At 62.0% G+C, this 16,195-nt stretch carries 13 protein-coding genes; 6 read left to right on the top strand and 7 right to left on the bottom strand.

Annotation, left to right across the window (positions count from 1 at the left end):
- Nucleotides 1-34: 34 nt before the first annotated feature.
- From ACESMZ_RS02160 to ACESMZ_RS02175, 4 genes are read left to right on the top strand one after another with little or no spacing between them, the layout of a single operon-like run.
- On the top strand, nt 35-1,186 hold the full coding sequence (locus tag ACESMZ_RS02160; RefSeq protein ID WP_372972131.1) for a DUF2066 domain-containing protein: 1,152 nt from the start codon (nt 35-37) through the stop codon (nt 1,184-1,186).
- Nucleotides 1,187-1,212: 26 nt separating this feature from the next.
- The gene (locus ACESMZ_RS02165; RefSeq protein WP_372956453.1) at nt 1,213-1,767 is read left to right on the top strand and encodes a CDP-alcohol phosphatidyltransferase family protein; all 555 of its coding nucleotides are present in this window, start codon (nt 1,213-1,215) and stop codon (nt 1,765-1,767) included.
- Entirely contained in the window at nt 1,764-2,459 is a 696-nt protein-coding gene (gene hda, locus ACESMZ_RS02170; RefSeq protein ID WP_372956454.1) for a DnaA regulatory inactivator Hda, read from the top strand. The genes ACESMZ_RS02165 and hda overlap by 4 nt, the downstream gene beginning before the upstream one ends.
- A 50-nt stretch (nt 2,460-2,509) precedes the next feature.
- Nucleotides 2,510-2,845, top strand: a complete 336-nt coding sequence (locus tag ACESMZ_RS02175) for a YqcC family protein (protein WP_372956455.1) — start codon at nt 2,510-2,512, stop codon at nt 2,843-2,845.
- Here ACESMZ_RS02175 and ACESMZ_RS02180 read toward each other — a convergent pair.
- Nucleotides 2,832-4,913 carry a putative bifunctional diguanylate cyclase/phosphodiesterase gene (locus tag ACESMZ_RS02180; protein ID WP_372956456.1) on the bottom strand — a complete coding sequence of 694 codons (2,082 nt, stop codon included), beginning with the start codon at nt 4,911-4,913 and terminating at the stop codon, nt 2,832-2,834. The two genes, ACESMZ_RS02175 and ACESMZ_RS02180, sit on opposite strands and share 14 nt — an antisense overlap.
- A 59-nt stretch (nt 4,914-4,972) precedes the next feature.
- A complete protein-coding gene (gene nadC / locus ACESMZ_RS02185) occupies nt 4,973-5,851 on the bottom strand; it encodes a carboxylating nicotinate-nucleotide diphosphorylase (protein ID WP_372956457.1) in 879 nt (292 codons plus the stop codon).
- Nucleotides 5,852-6,190: 339 nt separating this feature from the next.
- Here nadC and ACESMZ_RS02190 point away from each other — a divergent pair, with 339 nt between their 5' ends.
- Together ACESMZ_RS02190 and ampD are read left to right on the top strand one after the other, a co-directional pair.
- Nucleotides 6,191-8,542, top strand: a complete 2,352-nt coding sequence (locus ACESMZ_RS02190) for a DUF1631 domain-containing protein (RefSeq protein WP_372972132.1) — start codon at nt 6,191-6,193, stop codon at nt 8,540-8,542.
- A gap of 107 nt (nt 8,543-8,649) precedes the next feature.
- Complete coding sequence (gene ampD, locus ACESMZ_RS02195) at nt 8,650-9,228, top strand: 1,6-anhydro-N-acetylmuramyl-L-alanine amidase AmpD (protein ID WP_372956459.1); 579 nt, start codon at nt 8,650-8,652, stop codon at nt 9,226-9,228.
- A gap of 53 nt (nt 9,229-9,281) precedes the next feature.
- On the opposite strand, the gene ACESMZ_RS02200 is transcribed toward ampD, so the two are convergent.
- The 5 genes from ACESMZ_RS02200 to ACESMZ_RS02220 all read right to left on the bottom strand — a co-directional run bounded on the left by ACESMZ_RS02200 (nt 9,282) and on the right by ACESMZ_RS02220 (nt 16,021).
- A complete protein-coding gene (locus tag ACESMZ_RS02200; protein ID WP_372956460.1) occupies nt 9,282-9,839 on the bottom strand; it encodes a cob(I)yrinic acid a,c-diamide adenosyltransferase in 558 nt (185 codons plus the stop codon).
- A 20-nt stretch (nt 9,840-9,859) separates the two neighbouring features.
- The gene (locus tag ACESMZ_RS02205) at nt 9,860-10,816 is read right to left on the bottom strand and encodes a ketopantoate reductase family protein (protein WP_372972133.1); all 957 of its coding nucleotides are present in this window, start codon (nt 10,814-10,816) and stop codon (nt 9,860-9,862) included.
- Nucleotides 10,817-13,669: a valine--tRNA ligase gene (locus tag ACESMZ_RS02210; protein ID WP_372956462.1), complete on the bottom strand. Its 2,853-nt coding sequence runs from the start codon at nt 13,667-13,669 to the stop codon at nt 10,817-10,819.
- Nucleotides 13,670-14,052: 383 nt separating this feature from the next.
- A complete protein-coding gene (locus ACESMZ_RS02215; RefSeq protein WP_372956463.1) occupies nt 14,053-14,541 on the bottom strand; it encodes a DNA polymerase III subunit chi in 489 nt (162 codons plus the stop codon).
- Nucleotides 14,528-16,021: a leucyl aminopeptidase gene (locus ACESMZ_RS02220; RefSeq protein WP_372956464.1), complete on the bottom strand. Its 1,494-nt coding sequence runs from the start codon at nt 16,019-16,021 to the stop codon at nt 14,528-14,530. The genes ACESMZ_RS02215 and ACESMZ_RS02220 overlap by 14 nt, the downstream gene beginning before the upstream one ends.
- Nucleotides 16,022-16,195: the final 174 nt, after the last annotated feature.

Raw genomic sequence — 16,195 nt, forward strand, 5'->3', positions numbered from 1 at the left:
TCCTAGGGCGGCCTGCAGAAACAGTGGAATAATCATGGCTGTACAAACCCGAAGCGACGTTGGTCTGACAATGATACTGGCCCTGGTGGTGCTCGCGCTCTCGCTGCTCCCCCTGACCCCGGCCTACGGTGTGGTCGTTGATGATCTTTACCGGGCGACGGTACCGGTTTCCGGTGGGAGTGATGAAGAGTTGGCGGAGGGCTACCGGCAGGGGCTTGCCCGTGTGCTGGTAAAAGTCTCCGGTGACCGTTCGGTGGTGAACCAGGACGAGGTTGCCACCGTGCTGGAAGATGCCGGTTCCCTTGTGGATGGCCGGCAGCTGCGCACCAGCGGGGATGACTCCCGGGAACTCAGGCTGCAGTTTTCCCGTAGCGGGGTTAACCGGGCGCTGGCGGACGCCGGAGCTCGTGTCTGGGGTATGAACCGGCCGCTGACGCTGGCCTGGGTCGCTGTACAGGATGGTGGTGACCGGGGCCTGCTGGCAGAGACCGGGGAGTCATCGGAGCAGGGCTGGTCGGCATTGCTGATTGACGAAGCCGACGCCCGGGGCATTCCCCTGGCACTGCCCCCGGCGGACCGGGCCGGAGATCGCCGCCTCCTGTCGGAGGTGTGGGGGCAGTTCATGGGTCAGGTATCCCGGGCCTCCTCTGGCCTGGAGCACGACCTGCTGGCGGTTGTGCGCATCAGCCGTCTTGGTAGCGGCTGGCAGGCCAGCTGGCTCTACGAAGGCGCCGGTATTGAGCAGTCCCGGTCGGTTACTGCTGAAACACCGCAAACCCTCGTCGAGGAGATGGTCGATAACTGGGCATCCGACCTGGCCGGCCGCTACGGTGTCAGCGGCGGAGCAATCGAGTCCGGCCCGAGGGTGAGGCTGCAACTGGATGGCGTGGATTCTCCCGGTGCCTACGCCGCGGCCAAGCGCGCGCTGGCTCAGCTCAATCCGGTAAAATCGGTAGGAGCGGTGGCGGTGACGCCTGACCATATTGTGTTTGAAGTGGAATACGAGGGAGAGCTGTCCCAGCTCCGGCAGAATATTGCGCTTGAGCAACGCTTCCGTGCTCAGGATGGTCAGCAGGCCGACCGCGAAGCCGGTGAGGACAACGATTTCCGGAACCTGCAGCAGACTCTGTATTATCGCTGGCAACAGCAGGCGGTTGTGCCCCCGTCGGGTGACGAAGGCGGCTGACAGGCCCTGGCAGAAGGAACGCGACCGTGCAGCTCTGGCGATGGATACCCAACGGATTGTCGTTTATACGGGTGCTTCTGGTGATCCCCTTTGCCTGGGCGCTGGCCATCGGTCTCTATCGTGAAGCGCTGGTGCTCTTTGTGGTCGCCGCAGCGACCGATGGCCTCGACGGCTTCCTGGCGAGGTTTTTCGGATGGAAAAGCCGGCTAGGCGCGATCCTGGACCCGCTGGCGGACAAGCTCCTGCTGGTCACCACTTACCTGATGCTGTCGGTGACCGGAGTATTCCCTCTCTGGCTGTTTCTGCTAGTGCTGGGACGGGACCTGGTCATCGTAACGGGCGGTCTGTTGTTTCATCGTTTTATCGGGCGATTCGAGGTCGAGCCAAGCGCCTTTGGCAAACTCAATACCCTGGTCCAGATTCTGGCCGCCGTTGCCGTTATGGCGAATCAGGCCGGCTTTGAGCTGCCGGCCCTGACCAACACCCTGGCGCTCTGGACGGTGACGGTGATGGCCCTGCTCAGCGGTGGCCATTATGTGACCGTCTGGGGGATTCGTGCCCTGCGGGGGAGAACGTCATGAGTGGCACTCAGTTGACTCTCGGGGTACGTCTGCGTGATGACGCCCGCTGGGCCAATTTCCACGGTTCCCGCAATGCGGCAGCAGCCGGGATGGTGCGTAATGCCTGCGGAGATTCCGGCCACCCGCTGGTGGTTCTCTGCGGCGCCGAGGATACCGGCAAGAGTCACCTGTTGCAGGCGGCCTGCCACGAGTACGAGCAACGTGGGCTGAGTGCGGTCTGTTTCAGCCTGGCCGAACTTGAAGCGCTGGGACCGGAGGCGCTGAGCGGTGTCGAGGTAATGGACCTGATCGCACTGGACGATGTGCACCGGGTGCTCGGTAAGCCGCACTGGGAAGAGGCCTTGTTTCACCTGTATAACCGCGCCCGGGACCTGGGGCATCAGGTCATGCTGACACTGGACGATACCCCGGCGAACCAGTCCTTTGTACTGGCGGATCTGCGCTCCCGCTTCCAGGAGGGGTTGCTGGTCCAGCTGGGCACCTACCGGGACGACGACCGCATTACCATCCTGCAGCTGCGGGCAGAGCAGCGGGGACTGGTGCTCAGTGACGAGGTGGCCGGCTTTATTCTGCGTCGGGCGTCCCGCCGGCTGGGTGTGCTGCTGGCCATCCTGGACCAGCTGGACGAGAATTCGCTTCAGGCCCAGCGGCGTCTGACGATCCCCTTCGTCAAGTCGGCGATGGGGTGGTAGACTCCCGGCCTTGCCGACGTTTTCGTACAGTCTGGAGGAGCCTGAGCCCGATGTGTGCATCACCGGATATTTTCAGCGATGTGGCGGACCGCCTGCTGAGTATCGAGGCAGAAATGCGCCGTATAGAGGTCTGGTCCAGCGAGCCGCCATCAGACGAGGCCCTCGCCAGTACCCAGCCCTTCTGCATTGATACCCTTGCCTTTACCGAATGGCTGCAGTTCGTGTTCCTGGCACGGATGAAGGTGATCGTGGAGCAGGGGCACGGCTTGCCCGATGTCTCCGGTATTGCGCCCATGGCGGAAGAATACTTCCGCGCTCGCCCGGAGTCCGGTGAACGGCTGGTCCGGGAGCTGGAAGCTATTGACCGCCTGATCAGCGGTTCCTGATAGCGCCTCCGTGCGCCGGCAGTGCCGGCAGCAGCTCACGTCCTTCACGCAGGTCCGCGAACAGTTCCGCCAGTTCATCCGAAGACACCGGCGGGCAGAAGCGATGCCCCTGCAACAGGTGGCATCCGGATTGCCGCAGAAACCGGTCCTGCTCCTCACTTTCAACCCCGGCGGCAGCCACCTTCAGGTTCAGCTGACGCGCCAGGCTGATCAGGGTGTGGGTGATGGCGGCGGTGTTCTCGTCCGCCGGGGCCCGCTGCAGCAGGGGCGGGTCAATCTTTACCTGGTCAAAGGGTAGTTCCCGTAACAGGGTGAGGGAAGAAAGCCCGCTGCCGAACCGGTCCAGGGTCAGCCCGATGCCAATATTCTTCAGGCGCTGAAGTACCGCCGCAGTTTCCTCCACCCGCTCGGCCAGAATCCGTTCGTCAATTTCCACCATCAGCAAGGACGGATCCAGCCGGGTTTCGGCGATGGTCTGGCGCAACTCTTCTGCCAGGCCGGGGTGATTGTACTGCCGTGACGACAGGTTGATGCTGATGCGAACCGGGGTCCCGCTCATGGTCTGGATGGCCCGGGCCTGCAGGCAGGCGTTACTGCAGATCCACTGGCCGATGGCATGGAGCTGTCCGCTTTGTTCCGCGACCTCCAGGAAGTCCGCCGGCGTCAGTAAACCGCGCCGTGGATGATTCCAGCGCAGCAGGGTTTCCAGCGCCACCACCTGGCCCGTGCGTGCGTCCAGCACCGGCTGGTAATACAGCTGTAGTTCTCCGGCGTGAATGCCTGCACGTAGCTCCTGCTCCAGGGTCATCAGTCGCTGCATTTCCTGGTTCATGTCCTCGCTGAAAAACTGGATATTGTTGCGTCCGGCCTTCTTGGCCCGGTACATGGCCATATCCGCGTTCTTGAGCAGTTGCTCGTAACGGCTGCCATCGTCCGGGGCGAGTGCTATGCCGATACTGGACGTGATGACCAGTTCGCTGCCGGGCACGGAGACCGGCTCGGTAAGTGCTTCCAGGATGCCCCGTGCCACCTTTTCACAGCCTTCGGCGCCACTGACGTGGTGGAGCAGTACGGCGAACTCGTCACCGCCCAGGCGGGCAATGGTGTCCTCTTCACGAACGCTGTCTTTCAGCCGCTGGGAAAGGGTTTTGAGCAGGGCGTCACCGGCGTCGTGTCCCAGGGTGTCGTTGATGCGCTTGAAATGGTCCACGTCCAGCGCAATCAGGGCGCAGTGGTGTCCATGTCGGCTGGCGCTGGCCAGAGCACGGCGGCAACGGTCCTCGAACAGGCGCCGGTTGGCCGTATCGGTCAGCACATCGAAGTGGGCCAGGTAATGGAGCTGGTCCTGGGTGCGCCGGATTTCCGAGATGTTCTGACCGATCAGGATCAGCTGGCTCTGCTCATCTTCCTCATCCTGCAGCAGGTTAAGATTCCAGAGCACGATGTGGTCGGTGCCGTCATAACCCTGGATGCCAGTCTCAAGGGTTTCCTGAAGCTGGCCGGCGCCAAGTGTCTTGAGAATTTTCCAGCTCATTTCATCCCGGTATACCTCGGGAATGAAGGTCTCCACCAGGTTGCGCCCCACGGCCTCGTCCCGGCTGTATCCAAACAGCGCCTCGGCGGCGGCGTTCCACTGACGGATGCGGAAAGACGAGTCGATCAGGATGATCGGCGAGGCAGCGGTATCAAAAAGGGCACGGAAATGACGGGATGAACGCCGAAACGAGCGTTCCGCCTGTTGCCGTACAAAGACCTCGTCCCTGAGCTCCTGGTTGATGGCCTGCAGCTCCCGGGTGCGTTCTTCCACTACGTCTTCCAGGCGGGACTCAATGCGCCGGCGTTCCCTCAGCAGGTCGCGCACGTAGACAAAGGTGCCGGCAAGAACCAGCATGGCTGGCCCGGCCGAACCGAAAAAGGCGATCATGGATTCATGGCCAATGGGCACTTCGGGCGCCGTCAGCAACAACAGCGGACTCAGCGCCAGCGCCAGGATCACCAGGCTGGCCAGGCTGTCCGCCAGGATTGCCAGCCAGCGCTCACGGGTTTCGGTACTGCTCGGTTTTTCCACGTATCCCTACCTGTATCGGGCGTTCGTTTGCCGGCCCGGTCGTCCCTGTGGTGAAAAGGTCAGCCCGGGGCGGGGGTGTTATCCACGTGCAGCCGCATGGAAAGGTCGATGGCCTGCACGTCCTTGGTCAATGTGCCGATCGAAATGTAATCAACCCCGGTTTCGGCAATGGCCACCAGAGTGTCCTCGTTGACTCCGCCGGAGGCCTCCAGGCGACAGCTCCCTGCCACCTGCCGGACCGCCGCGGCCATGTCGTCCAGGCTGAACTCGTCGAGCATGATGATATCGGCTCCAGCGTCCATTGCCTGTTGCAGTTCGTTCATGTTTTCCGTTTCCACCTCCACGGGGCGCCCCGGGGCAATCTGCCGGGCCTGGCTGACAGCGGCGGCAATGGAGCCGCAGGCCGCGATGTGGTTTTCCTTGATCAGGAAGGCATCCCACAACCCGATACGGTGGTTATAGCAGCCACCGCAGGTGACTGCGTACTTCTCCGCCAGACGTAATCCCGGCAGTGTCTTGCGGGTGTCCAGCAGCTGGACGCCGGTGTGAGCCACCTGGTCCGCAAACTTGCGACAGCGGGTGGCTACGCCGGACAGGGTCTGCAGCCAGTTGAGGGCAGCCCGCTCTGCCGTCAGCAGACTTCTTGCCGGACCGTCGCAGGTGAACAGCACCTGGCCTGCCTTTGCCTGTTCACCATCGCTGGTTTCCCACCGCACCTTCACCTGGGGGTCGACCTGCCGGAAGACTTCGTCGACCCACGCCTGTCCGGCAATGACGGCAGGAACCCGGGTGATCACCCGGGCCTCGCCCCTTCGACCGGAGGGAATCAGGGCGGCGGTAATATCCCCGCTGCCGATATCTTCCCGCAGGCTGGTAGCGACGGACTCTATTCGGGATTGACGTAACAGTTCATTCATTTCAGCGGACAGCGGGCTCATGGACGGTTCTTCCGGTCAGTATGGGTCAGGCCGGTGATTGTATCGGCACGGGGCCGCTGCTGAAAATACCGGAACCCGCCTGGCAGGATTTCTGCTGCGCCACTACCGGTCATTGATCGCGAGGTGACGTTTTACGTCAGTCTGTGTCGAAAAGCGACCAGGCAGATCACCCGGGATGCACAACAGGGCGCTGAGCCTGCCGGAAATGTGATGCGGTTCCACGGTTCACAATTGGTGACAAAAACTGACACATATTGACGGAGCAAGAGCCTATGATAGCCAATGACTGTTAATAAATGTTAAACGGGGCCTGAAGTCATGGCGCAGGAACGAAAGGTAGTGAATCTCAGAGAAGCGCAGGGACCGCGCGTGGAGTTGCAGTTACCCGCCGCCCTCATTCGCCTGAGGGACGCCTCTGCCAGATCCCTGGCCAGCATCCTGTCGGATTTCTTTGACAGCGCGGATGACGTGCTGTTTGGTATGGCCGACCGGGCGGGCTCCAATCAGGACCAGATTGCCTATTTCGACGCGATGCGGGAGCTGCGCCTGCGCCGCAAGACCATGGCCAGCACCATGCTGGCCTGGGTTACCCGGGCATTCAACGAAATTGGCCAGTTTGACCCCATGCCCCGCAGCCGGGGCATGGAGGAAGTGGACCAGGACAGCCTGTCACTGGTGGATGACAGTGAACTGGAAAAGCGGGTGGCGATCGACAGCCTGATCACCAAACTGTCCAGTCGTTACGCCGAGCCGGTAAGGCTGCTGGGAACCCGTATTGCCCACCTTTCCGGCCACCGGGAGCTGGCGGAACGTCAGATGCCCCTGAGCCCGGAAGTCATCTGTACCGGCCTGGGCCTTGCCAGTGAAGACCTGGATATCGATATCCGTGCGCGGCTTGTTGTGATCAAGCTGTTTGACCGTCTGCTGGTGGACCGGCTGGTACCGCTTTACCAGGAGGCCAACCGGCTGCTGATCGCCGAAGGCGTATTGCCTGACCTCAAGCATGCGCCCCGTGGGGGGCAGCCGGGCCGGAGCACTGCGAGCCGGCCGGTTCCCCCGGCCACCACGGCCACCGGGACCCGGACAGCGAGTGGTGAAACTTCCGAAGCACAGTCCGGCGTGACCTTTTCCGAGCTAACCGAGCTGCTGCACCGCAGTGACGGTGTTGGTGGTGGCACGGCGGCCGGGCCAGGACATACCGGTATGTCCCCGGAACTTGCCACCGGCGATCTCATGCAAAGGCTCGGGGGGCTGCAGAACTCCACCATGACCAGCGAGAACGGTCAGGTGCTGCCCCTGTCTGTTCTGCTCAGCCGGGTGCTGAACCAGGGGCCGGACCAGCGCCTGCCGGTGAACCAGGTGGATGGTGATGTCATCAATCTGGTCGCAATGCTGTTCGAATTCATTCTGGACGACCGACAGCTGCCACCGGTCATGAAAATGCTGATCGGCCGTCTGCAGATACCGGTACTCAAGGTGGCACTGCTGGATCGCAGCTTCTTCAACCGTGGTGGCCACCCGGCCCGCAAGCTGCTGAATGAGCTGGCCATGGCCGGCATCGGCTGGACCCCCCGCAGTGACAGTCAGCGAGACCCGCTACGGGAGAAGGTTGAGTGGGTGGTCGAGCGGCTGCTGAATGAATTTACCGACAATGTCGAGCTGTTTGATGAGTTGCTGAAGGATTTTCAGCATTTCATGGACCTGGATCGCCGCCGCCGGGAGCTGGTCGAACAGCGCCTGCGGGATGCGGAAGAAGGCCGTGCCCGGCATGAGCTGGCCCGGGACCGTGTGCGCACTCTGCTGGATGGCCTTCTGGAGGGCAGGGAACTTCGGGAGAAGACCCTGGCGCTGGTCAATGAACCCTGGCGCAAATACCTTGAATGGGTCTTCCTGCGGGAAGGGGAAGACTCGCACGCCTGGCAGGCGGCCACGGAACTCACTGGCCGGCTGGCCTGGAGCCTTGACCCGGAGCCGGTCGATGAGACTACCCGGGACGAACTGCTCAAGGCCATTCCCGGTATAACCGATGCACTTCGCAGTGGCCTGCACGAGATTTCCTGGGACCCGTTTGCTATTGACGCAGCAATCCGTGATCTGGAGCTGGCCCACGTGGATGTGCTTCAGGGGCTGGTCGCCCGCCGTACCCAGAAGGCTGTGGAGAATGAACTGCCTGCCGGCCCGGCCGACGAGCTGGCGGCCCCGGGTATCGAAGAGCTGGAGGCGGCCCCGGCAGAGGCGCCGGCTGAGCCTGTGAAGGACAAGCCGGAGATGGGGGCTCCCCTGAGTGTGCCGACTGTGGAGGCCGGACCGGATATGGCGTCCACTGAAGCGCGACAGCGGGCCAGTGAACCGGAAAGGCCTGCCGGGACTGAAGTGACTGAACCGGCACCGGCGCAGGAGCCGGAAATTGGCAGCGACTGGATGGAGCAGGCTGCCGGCCTGCGGGTGGGATGCTGGGTGGAAATGCCCCGGGATAGCGGACGCCTGCGATGCAAGCTGGCGGCTATTATCCGGGCGACTGGCAAGTACATCTTTGTGAACCGCAATGGCGCCAAGGTGGCGGAATACCAGCAGAGTGAACTGGCCCGTGCGCTGTCAGAAGGGCGGGTGGTGATGCTGGATGACGGTCTCATTTTTGACCGGGCCCTGGAATCCATCATCGACAATCTGCGCCACAACCGCCGGGACTGAGAGGCTGCAACCCATTGACGGCCTGGCAGTGCCCTGGCCGTCAGCTGGTCCTGTCAGCGTCATTGTGGTTCAATTCGGCACAACCCCATGTCGCCCGCAGGAATGTTGTGCCTGAATCTGAACGCTTTCACCATCAATCACCCCTGAGACGAACCGGTCGCTTGCCCGCCGCGCGCTGGTGCCCGTCCCCCAATTTCGGCCCTCGACCGGATGAGAACGACATCTCGCTGCTGGTAATCCATAACATCAGCTTGCCCCCGGAACAGTTTGGTGGGCCATGGATCGAGGATTTCTTCTGTAACCGCCTGGATATCTCGGCACACCCGTACTTCCGGGAAATCGGCAGCATGACCGTTTCGTCACACCTGTTAGTCCGCCGGGACGGGGAGTTGCTGCAGTTTGTCCGCTTCCAGGACCGGGCGTGGCACGCCGGACGTTCCGTTTTCTGCGGCCGGGAGGAGTGCAATGATTACGCGATTGGTATCGAGCTGGAAGGAGCGGACGAGATTCCCTATACAGAGGCCCAGTACCGGAAGCTGGCGGCGGTAACCCGTCAAATCCAGTCCGCCTGGCCTGCCATTACCGAAGACAGGATCACCGGGCACAGCGACATAGCCCCGGGCCGTAAGACCGACCCGGGCCCCGCCTTTGACTGGGCGTACTTCCGGCAGCTATTGACGGGGTGAGGCTCTCAGCGGCCCCGGCGAAACGAATCTTGAACGTTCGCGGGGCCTGCGGCTCAGATCGTCGAGCGGTTCTGCTCCCATAGCACTTCCTGGCCGCCGTTACGGCGGGCTAACACCCGGGCTACCACGAACAGCAGGTCTGACAGCCGGTTGAGGTAATGGCGGGAGTCCGGATTGATGGAGTCTTCCTGACCCAGCGCCACGACCACTCGCTCTGCCCGGCGGCAAACGGCCCGGGCCAGGTGGCACTGGGCGGCCGCCGGAGTGCCACCAGGCAGGATGAAGTTCTTCAGGGGCGGCAGATCGGCGTTGAACTGATCCAGGGTTTCCTCCAGCCACTGAATGTGCTGCTCGTTGATCACGTTGCTTCCCGGAATGGCAAACTCGCCCCCCAGGTCAAACAGATGGTGCTGGATTCGTCCCATGGCAGAGGCGATTTCCGTCTCGTCCGGGAGTTGCTCTATCAGCACGCCGATATGGCAGTTAAGCTCATCGGCAGTGCCCATAGCTTCCACCCGGCGGGCGTTCTTGGCGATGCGGTTGCCGTCGGCCAGGCCCGTGGAGCCGTCGTCGCCGGTACGTGTGTAGATTTTCGAAAGTCGGTTACCCATGAGGGATCTCTCCGGCTCGGTCAATGGGAAGGGTGAGGTACCAGCTGTTTTACTCGTTCCGTCAGCATCTGGTTCACCGGCGCGCTCAGGCCCAGTTCCCGGGACCGGTTGGCAACGTAGCCGTTAATGAAGTCGATCTCGGTGGCGCGGCCGTTCTGCACATCACCCCGCATGGACGAGGTATTGCTCGCGGTGTTCCGGGCAACCCGTTCAATATCGTCCCGGAGTTCCCGGGGTGAATGGGGCGGCAGGCCTTCCGCGGCAATCAGGTTTGCCAGTTCTTCGCACAGGGCCTGGATAGAGTCGAGAAACAGCGGGGATTCCAGGATCTCGCCGTTGGGGCAGTCCAGCAGGGCGGTGAAGGGGTTGATGCCGGCGTTGATGGCAAGTTTGCCCCACAAACGCTCGAGAATGCGGTCTTCCCCCCGTACATCAAGCCCCGACGGTGACAGCTGGCGAATGATGTTGGGGACGAGACCTGTGGCTGGTTCCGTCAGCGCCCCGATCCAGGTATGCCCGCGAGCGGCGTGCACAACCTGGTCAGGCTCCGGGCGATTGGCGGCTTCGGTGGTGCTGGCAGCCAGTACCGGTCGTGCTGGCCATCGCGCCGCGACAGCCTGTTGGCTGCCAAGGCCATTCTGGAAAAGCACGATCGGGCAAGATTCAGGAATACGCCCGATAATCTGGTTGAGAGCCTCGAGGGTATCCCCCGCCTTGGTGGTCACCAGCAAAAGCTCAGCGTCAGCCAGGGTGGTCAGCCAGGGGCGGGTAACGGTGTGCTGCCGGCCTGAACTGTCCTGAAAGTGATAGTGGAGCCGGAACGAGGACAGTGCGGAGGGATTCCTGGGCACAAAGCCGGCGGCAGCCGGTGGCAGGCACGCGGCCCACAGTCGCCCCAGTGCACCGGCCCCGAGGATGGCAATACCCCCACCTTCAGAGCCGGACACTGACGGCCTGGCAGACCGCTGGGAACTCACTTACATGGCCTCGATTTCGGCGCGCTGCTCGCTCAGGCGCTTCTGGCTGCCCTGGGCATCCCGGAGCTTTTCCTTCTCTTTTTCCACCACCTCGGTGGGGGCCTTGGCGGTGAATTTCTCGTTGCCCAGCTTGCCTTCCAGTCGGCCGATTTCCTTGTCCAGTCGTTCCAGCTCCTTGTCCAGTCGCTTGAGCTCGGCGGCCTTGTCGATCAGGCCGGCCATGGGGACCAGCACTTCCATCTCGCCCACCAGCTGGGTGGCCGACATGGGAGCCTTGTCGCCCTCAAACCATTCCAGCTTTTCCAGTTTGGCCAGGGACATCAGGAACTGGCGGTTCTGGTCCATTCGACGCTGGTCTTCGCCCTCATTGCCCCGGAGCAAAACCGGAATCTGCTTCGCCGGTGAGATATTCATCTCGCCGCGAATGTTACGAACCGCCACGATAACGCCCTTGAGCCACTCGATGTCCCTGGCCACGTCTGCATCCTGCTTGCTGGTATCCGGCTCCGGGAAGGGCTGCAGCATGATGCTGTCACCACTCTTGCCGGCCAGGGGCGCGATGCGCTGCCAGATTTCCTCGGTAATAAACGGCATCATGGGATGCGCCAGGCGCAGCACTGCCTCCAGTACCCGGACCAGCGTACGGCGGGTCCCCCGTTTGGCCTCGATGCTGGCACTGTCGTCATTCAGCACCGGCTTGGACAGCTCCAGGTACCAGTCGCAATACTCGTTCCAGATAAACTCGTAGAGGGCGTAGGCCGCCAGGTCAAAGCGGTACTGGTCCAGGTGGCGTACCACCTCGCTTTCGCAATGCTGCAGCTCGCTGATAATCCAGCGGTCTGCCAGGGACAGTTCCACCGGCTCGTCGTTGACGCCGCAATCTTCGCCCTCGGTATTCATCAGCACGTAGCGGGCAGCATTCCACAGCTTGTTGCAGAAGTTACGGTAGCCTTCCAGGCGCTTCATGTCCCAGTTGATATCACGGCCGGTGGTGGCCATGGCCGCCAGGGTGAAGCGCAGGGCGTCGGTGCCGTGGGCGGCGATGCCTTCGGGGAACTCCTTCTTCGTGCGTTTGGCGATTTTCTCGGCCAGTTTCGGCTGCATCAGGTTGCCTGTGCGCTTCTCCAGCAGGGTGTCCAGCTCGATGCCGTCGATCATGTCCAGGGGGTCAATCACGTTGCCCTTGGACTTGGACATCTTGTCGCCATGCTCGTCCCGGATCAGGCCGGTGACGTAGACGGTTTTGAAGGGAACCTGGGGCGTGCCGTCCTCATTTTTCATGAAGTGCATGGTCATCATGATCATGCGGGCTACCCAGAAGAAGATAATGTCGAAGCCGGTGACCAGGACGTCGGTGGGGTGGAAGTTCTTCAGCCGCTCGGTAATCTCCGGCCAGCCCAGGGTGCCGAAAGTCCAAAGGGCGGAACTGAACCAGGTGTCCAGCACGTCCTCGTCCTGGCGCAGCTCCAGGTCCGCCGCCAGGCTGTATTTCTGGCGCACCTCGGCCTCGTCCCGGCCCACGTAGATATTGCCGTCGGCGTCGTACCAGGCCGGAATCCGGTGCCCCCACCAGAGTTGGCGGGAAATACACCATTCCTGGATGTCCCGCATCCAGGCGAAATACATGTTTTCGTACTGCTTGGGTACAAACTGGATACGACCGTCTTCCACGGCTTCGATAGCCGGTTTGGCCAGGGTCTTGGCGTCCACGAACCACTGATCGGTCAGCATGGGTTCGATGATCAGACCGGAGCGGTCACCCCGGGGGACGCTCAACACATGGTCTTCCACCTGGTGAAGCAGTCCGGCGGCGTCCATATCCGCTTCGATCCGCTTGCGGGCCTCTTCGCGGGTCAGGCCGGCGTAGGCCTCCGGCATGGTGCCGTCCAGGTCGGTATTCTCGGTGCCATCGGCATTGAACACTTCCGCCACCGCCCGGATGTTTGCATCCTCGGTCATGACGTTGATCATGGGCAGGTCGTTGCGCTTGCCCACGGCATAGTCGTTGAAGTCATGGGCCGGGGTAATCTTTACGCAGCCGGAGCCTTTCTCCGGGTCGGCGTGGTGATCGGCCACGATTGGAATGCGACGGTTCACCAGTGGCAGCACGACATGCTTGCCCACCAGGTGCTGGTAGCGCTCGTCGTCCGGGTGCACTGCGACGGCGGTGTCCCCCAGCATGGTTTCCGGCCGTGTGGTGGCTACCACCAGGTAGTCCTTGCCGTCCCTGGTTTTCTCGCCATCGGCCAGCGGGTAGCGCAGGTGCCAGAAGTAACCCTTCTCTTCCTTATTTTCCACCTCCAGGTCGGAGATGGCGGTGTGCAGCTTCGGATCCCAGTTGACCAGTCGCTTGCCACGGTACACCAGTCCATCATCGAACAGGCGAATGAACACTTCCTGTACGGCCTTGTAGAAGCCGTCGTCCATGGTGAAGCGTTCGTTGCTCCAGTCCACGGAGTTGCCCAGCCGGCGCATCTGGCCGGTGATGGTGCCGCCGGACTGTTCCTTCCACTCCCAGATGCGCTTGATAAACTCTTCCCGGCCCAGGTCGTGGCGGGTCTTGCCTTCTTCGTTAGCCAGTTTGCGTTCCACCACCATCTGGGTGGCAATGCCCGCATGGTCGGTACCCACGGTCCATAGGGCATTGCGGCCCTGCATGCGTTTGAAGCGGGTGAGGGTGTCCATGATGGTGTGCTGGAAGGCGTGGCCCATATGCAGGCTGCCGGTCACGTTGGGTGGCGGGATGGCAATGCTGTAGGACTGCCCTTCACCGCTGGGACGAAAATACCCTTTGGCTTCCCAGTTTTCGTACCACTGGCGCTCGATGTTTTCTGGCTGGTAGGTTTTTTCCATGGGTTCTGCTGGTGACCGTTTGGTTGATTCGCAAGGGAAAATGAGAATGCCCGATTATACATTGTCGTGGGGTATGCAGCGAATGTGAGAGTGCCCCTTGGGGTTATCCAGCGCGTGTTTGTTTGGGTGGCGAGCTGCACTGAAGTTCAGGCGTGCGGTGGGAGGTCATTTTTCAGGACCGTCGAGCGCCAGGGAAGGCGCTCGTCGAGCCCTACATGGATGTACTCGCGGGCGTGTCCTGAAAAATGGCCTCACCCCCTCTGCCTCAGCTAAGGTGCAAACCTCGGCATAACCCCGATTAAAGGGTTGGGTAAGGGTACCGATTGACTGATGTTCTGCCGCGGCTACGTATCGATGGCCTGCCCTGGTTGGTTTTGGCCAGCCTATCGCCGATTCTTCCGCTGATCATGCACCTTCGGCTCAATCCCCAAGGTTCTCAGTTGCCGGAAGTGGGACCGGGCAATAGTCAGAACCTCGGGGTCGTTATGGGCCACCAGGGCCAGGCGCTTGAATCGGTCGGCGTCAGCGGGCAGCTTTGATGAAAGGATCACTACCGTATCCCAGTCATCCGCCGCCGGCTCGCAGAGCAGGATGCCTACCGGATCCGGACACCGGGTGGTTGCGTCCGGAACGATGCTGTGGGGAATGAACGCATCCGGGGTAAACGTCCACAACAGATCATCCAGTTCTTCAGCCTGGTTGTGCTGGTCGCAGACGATGCACACCCGATCACCCTGTTGCCAGGCCTTGTCGACCAGGCGGATCGCATGGAGGTTGCGGTCCGCCGGGGTGGCGCCGGCCAGGATATGGAACCAGTAGGATGTGCCCGAGGTCCCGCCGGAGCGGGGAGCCTCGCTGTTATTTTCCGGCATGGGACATCAGGTAGTCCACCAGCAGGGGAACCGGCCGGCCGGTAGAGCCCTTCGCCTTGCCGGAAACCCAGGCGGTGCCGGCAATGTCCAGGTGGGCCCAGCGGTATTCCTTCGCAAACCGGGACAGGAAGCAGGCGGCGGTGATGGTGCCTGCCGGTCGGCCGCCGATGTTCTGCATGTCGGCGAAGTTGCTGTCCAGCTGGCTCTGGTACTCGTCCCACAGGGGCAGGCGCCAGGCCCGGTCACCGGCCCGCTCGCCGGCAGCCAGCAACTCGTCAGCCAGCTCGTCGTTGTTGGACAGCAGGCCGGTGGCGTGGTGACCCAGGGCGATGATGCAGGCACCGGTGAGGGTGGCCATGTCCACCACCACCTCCGGGTTGTACTTTTTGACGTAGGTGAGGGCGTCGCACAGTACCAGGCGGCCTTCGGCATCTGTGTTGAGGATTTCAATGGTCTGGCCGGACATGGAGGTAACGATGTCGCCCGGGCGGGTGGCAGTGCCACTGGGCATGTTCTCGGCGGCGGCCACGACAGCCACTACGTTGATTTTCGACTTTGTCTCGGCGATGGCCTGCATGGTGCCGAACACGGCTGCCGCGCCGCCCATGTCGTATTTCATCTCATCCATGCCTTCGCCGGGCTTGAGGCTGATGCCGCCGGTGTCGAAGGTGATGCCCTTACCCACCAGTACGTAAGGCTTGTCCTTGGCCTTGCCTCCCTTGTACTCCATCACGATCAGGCGCGCGGGCTGGGCGCTGCCGGCGGACACCGACAGCAGGCTGTTCATGCCCAGCTTCTTCATCTGCTTCTCGTCCAGAACTTCGGTCTTGATAACGTCGTGGTCCTTGGCGAGTTGCTGCGCTCGTTCAGCCAGCCATGTAGGGTGACAGACGTTGGGCGGGGTGTTGCCCAGGTCGCGGGTGAAATTCATGCCGCGACCGGTTGCGAGGCCCAGGTTGAAGGCTTCCTTGAGGGCCTTGCCGGCACCGGAGGCAAGAACGGTGACCTTGGCCAGTTTGCGTTTGGGGGGCTGTTCGCTCTTGAACTCGGTGAAAGTATAAAGCTGCTCTTCCAGGGTGCGGCCAATCAGGCTGAGTTTGCTGGCCTCGGAAGTGGCCGCGTCATCACCGTTGAGGCTGGTGTCGGCCAGGGCGATGACGGCGTTCTTCGCAGCGCTGTCTTTCAGTACGTTCACGGCCGCAATCAGTGCCTTGCGGTAATCCGCCGGCTTTCGGTCCCTGTCGTTACCGGTGCCGACGACCAGTACACGGCTCCAGGGGGCATCGCTTACAGGAATCATGAGAGTGGAGCCGGCCTTGCCAGTCAGGTCGCCGTTCTTGTGCAGGGCCTTCAGCTGTCCGCCCATGGCTTCGTCTGCCTGGCTGGTGCTGGCCGGCCAGTCGCCTTTTTCCGGCACCGCGACCACCAGGCAATCGGTTCCGGAACTGCTGAGGGCTTTGCTGCTGAGCGTGAAATTCATGGCAACTCCTGAGTGTTATTGGTGGGTGCCGGTGGCACCGGATTGGAACAATGTCTATAGCATCGGGGTCTGCTGCCGATTTATCAAGCGTGTAGCGGCATTTTACCGGGTCTGGCAAGACACCTGAATCTGTCCGGTACCCTGTCATTTGCAGGCGAGGTTCCATAGAATAGC

It is taken from the genome of Marinobacter sp., from assembly GCF_041690615.1.
Lineage (GTDB): Bacteria > Pseudomonadota > Gammaproteobacteria > Pseudomonadales > Oleiphilaceae > Marinobacter.